The sequence below is a fragment of the Saccharopolyspora sp. NPDC002686 genome (assembly GCF_040295745.1).
In the GTDB taxonomy this organism is placed as follows: domain Bacteria; phylum Actinomycetota; class Actinomycetes; order Mycobacteriales; family Pseudonocardiaceae; genus Saccharopolyspora; species Saccharopolyspora oryzae.
This window is the reverse complement of the sequence record NZ_JBEOVY010000598.1, coordinates 1-2,280: the sequence shown is the minus strand read 5'-3', so window position 1 is coordinate 2,280 and position 2,280 is coordinate 1. Positions and strand designations below refer to the sequence as shown.

General features: G+C 69.6%; 3 protein-coding genes. 2 read left to right on the top strand and 1 reads right to left on the bottom strand.

The genetic code is table 11. From position 1 onward, the window contains the following. On the bottom strand, positions 1-522 hold a 522-nt coding region (locus ABTZ89_RS38095), incomplete at its 3' end, for a TetR family transcriptional regulator (RefSeq protein ID WP_351054207.1). Between the two features lie 141 nt (positions 523-663). On the opposite strand from ABTZ89_RS38095, the gene ABTZ89_RS38090 reads away from it, so the two are divergent. Beyond that, entirely contained in the window at positions 664-1,821 is a 1,158-nt protein-coding gene (locus tag ABTZ89_RS38090; RefSeq protein WP_351054205.1) for an acyl-CoA dehydrogenase, read from the top strand. Positions 1,822-2,006: 185 nt separating this feature from the next. After that, positions 2,007-2,280, top strand: a 274-nt coding sequence (locus tag ABTZ89_RS38085) for a DoxX family protein (protein ID WP_351054202.1), incomplete at its 3' end; no start/stop codon positions are given.

The following is a 2,280-nucleotide window of genomic DNA, read 5'->3' as shown; positions in this document are numbered from 1 at the left end:
GTTGTGCGCGGCGACCACCGCCGCAGCCGCCACCGCGGCGCGCAGGTCCCCGCCGGACTCCCCCGCGTAGCGCTGGCGCAGGTAGCGCGCGAACACCCGCTGGTAGCGGTCGATGCTCGCGATCTCCTTGTCGCGCAAGGAAGGCACTTGCCTGGTCAGCTCGAAACGCTTGAGCGAGACCTCCGGTTCGGCCAGGTACATCTCCAGCACCACCTCGGCGGTGCGCCCGAGCACCACCATGGGGTCCGCCTCCGGGTCGGCGCCGTCGAGCAGCTCGACCACCTCGGCCAGGCGCTCGTCGTGCCCGGGGAACACCACGTCTTCCTTGGAGCGGAAGTAGCGGAAGAAGGTGCGCCGGCCGACACCGGCCGCATCGGCGATCTGATCCACGGTGGTCGCTTCGAAGCCCTGCGCGGCGAACAGCTCCAGCGCGGCCAGCGCCAGGGCGCTGCGCACCCTCCGCCGACCGTGCGCAGTGCGGCCGGAACGGGGCTTGGGCGCAGGAGTCACTGCCTCGGGCATGGCCGGAATATAGCACCGCCCCGCGTTGTAAGTGGCACTCAGTGCCGTTACGATGACGGCCGAGAACACCGTCCGCGAGCTGCGCGGACCCGCGACGGACTACCCCCACCAGGCAAGGCGGCGGGAACGAGGAGGCACCCGGTGAACCCGAACTTCGGCACCTACCAGCTGGCCGAGGAGCACGACGCGCTGCGCGAGGCGGTCCGCGACCTGGCCGAGAAGGAGATCGCCCCGCACGCGGCCGAGGTCGACGAGCAGGAGCGCTTCCCGCGCGAGGCTCGCGACGCGCTGGTCAAATCCGGGTTCGCCGCCGTGCACATCCCGGAGGAGTACGACGGCCAGGGCGCCGACTCGGTCGCCACCTGCATCGTGATCGAGGAGGTCGCCCGCGTCTGCGGTTCGTCCTCGCTGATCCCTGCGGTGAACAAGCTCGGCACCATGCCGATCCTGCTGTCCGGCTCCGAGGACCTCAAGAAGAAGGTGCTGCCCTCCATCGCCTCCGGCGAGGCGATGGCCTCCTACGCCCTGTCGGAGCGGGAAGCCGGCTCGGACGCCGCGGCGATGAAGACCCGGGCCCGGCTCGACGGCGACCACTGGGTGCTCAACGGCAGCAAGTGCTGGATCACCAACGGCGGCGAGTCCAAGTGGTACACCGTGATGGCGGTGACCGACCAGGAGAAGCGCGCCAACGGCATCAGCGCCTTCGTCGTGCACGCCGACGACCCCGGCTTCGTGGTGGGACCGAAGGAGAAGAAGCTCGGCATCAAGGGTTCGCCGACGGCCGAGCTGTACTTCGAGGACTGCACCATCCCGGCGGACCGGATCATCGGCGAGCCCGGCACCGGCTTCAAGACGGCGCTGCGCACCCTCGACCACACCCGCCCCACCATCGGCGCGCAGGCCGTGGGCATCGCTCAGGGCGCGCTGGACGCGGCGCTGGCCTACGTCAAGGAGCGCAAGCAGTTCGGCAAGGCGATCGCCGACTTCCAGGGCGTGCAGTTCATGCTCGCCGACATGGCGATGAAGGTCGAAGCCGCCCGCAACCTGGTCTACCTCGCGGCGGCCCGCGCCGAACGCGGCGAGCCCGACCTGGGCTTCATCTCCGCCGCGGCGAAGTGCTTCGCCTCCGACGTGGCCATGGAGGTCACCACCGACGCGGTGCAGCTCTTCGGCGGTGCCGGCTACACCCGCGACTTCCCGGTCGAGCGCATGATGCGCGACGCCAAGATCACCCAGATCTACGAGGGCACCAACCAGGTCCAGCGCATGGTCATGGGCCGCGCGCTCCTCAAGGGCTGAACGAGGTTCTTCCATCCTCGTCGTGCGTGGCGGTGCGGTTGGCGGAAGCCCGAACAGGATGGAAGAACCTCAATGGAACGGGGGTTGGGGCGGCGACGTCCCAACCCCCGCTCTCGCGTCGAGATGACCGCGGGCCCGGCAGCCAGCAGACTGGGAGTCACCAGTCGCTGGACAGGGGGCATGCCATGCACGCGGTACGTGACTTCTTCGCCTTCATCGGCCGGCTCGGCATCGGCATCATCCTGATCGCGCACGGCTGGCAGAAGGTCTTCGACTACGGGCTCGACGCGGTCGGGCGCAGCTTCGCCGAGATGTACGTCCCGCTGCCGCAGGTGTCCGCCTGGTTCGCCGGGCTGGTGGAGCTGGTCGGCGGGATCTTCCTGGTCATCGGGCTGCTGCTGCCGCTGGTCGGCATCCTGGTCGCCATCGAGATGGCCGGTGCGATCGTCCTCGTGCACC